Annotated in this window: 1 protein-coding gene; it reads right to left on the bottom strand. The window is 27.7% G+C overall.

Annotated elements, in window-relative coordinates; genetic code table 11:
- Positions 1–516: 516 nt before the first annotated feature.
- Positions 517–635 (bottom strand): UPF0228 family protein (locus ASJ81_RS22300; protein WP_170943333.1); only part of this gene is annotated, 119 nt, incomplete at its 5' end.

The following is a 635-nucleotide window of genomic DNA, read 5'->3' as shown; positions in this document are numbered from 1 at the left end:
ATATAATGAACCAATTACAAAATTTAGTGATTTTTAATTTTACACTCATCAATGGATTTTTGATACTGAATCTTCTGAATTTTAGTAATATTTTATGCAGTACTTTTATCGTGCTATCTATAAAGTTTAATACACACTGACATAAAATCTACCGATATAATGCTTAAAAATACAAAAATAGTGGTCAAAGAAGAGAATAAGATGAAAGTCATTGATATGAAATCTTCACTAGAAATGCAGTAAAAAAGATGATTTAGTATGGGAATAAAGGTTATAGAAGACTCTCATCACTGAGTTTAGATCTTGATAATGAGATTTATACGAATACCTATAACACAAGGCCAGTTCAATGGCATACACAACCGTTTTTTTGAAACATCGCTCTATCCAAAAATAGTTTAATTTTTATAATACGCACAATAAAAAGTTATATTTTGGTATTAATTGTGTTCAACAATTCCTCAAGAATAGTAGTTTTATAGGCATTGTACCTTTTCCATTGTCTCTTAAAAATACTTAATATTGAATATAATCAGGCATTACAGTTAAAATTTTCCCATTGGTTTCAAGCTCATTTTTGATTCTAATTGCATCTTTCTCCGTAATACAATTCTTTCCCAGAATATCATACCTAG

The organism is Methanosarcina spelaei, assembly GCF_002287235.1.
GTDB classification, from domain to species: Archaea; Halobacteriota; Methanosarcinia; order Methanosarcinales; family Methanosarcinaceae; genus Methanosarcina; species Methanosarcina spelaei.
Note: the sequence above shows the minus strand (reverse complement) of the source record. Positions and strands in the feature narration are given on the sequence as shown.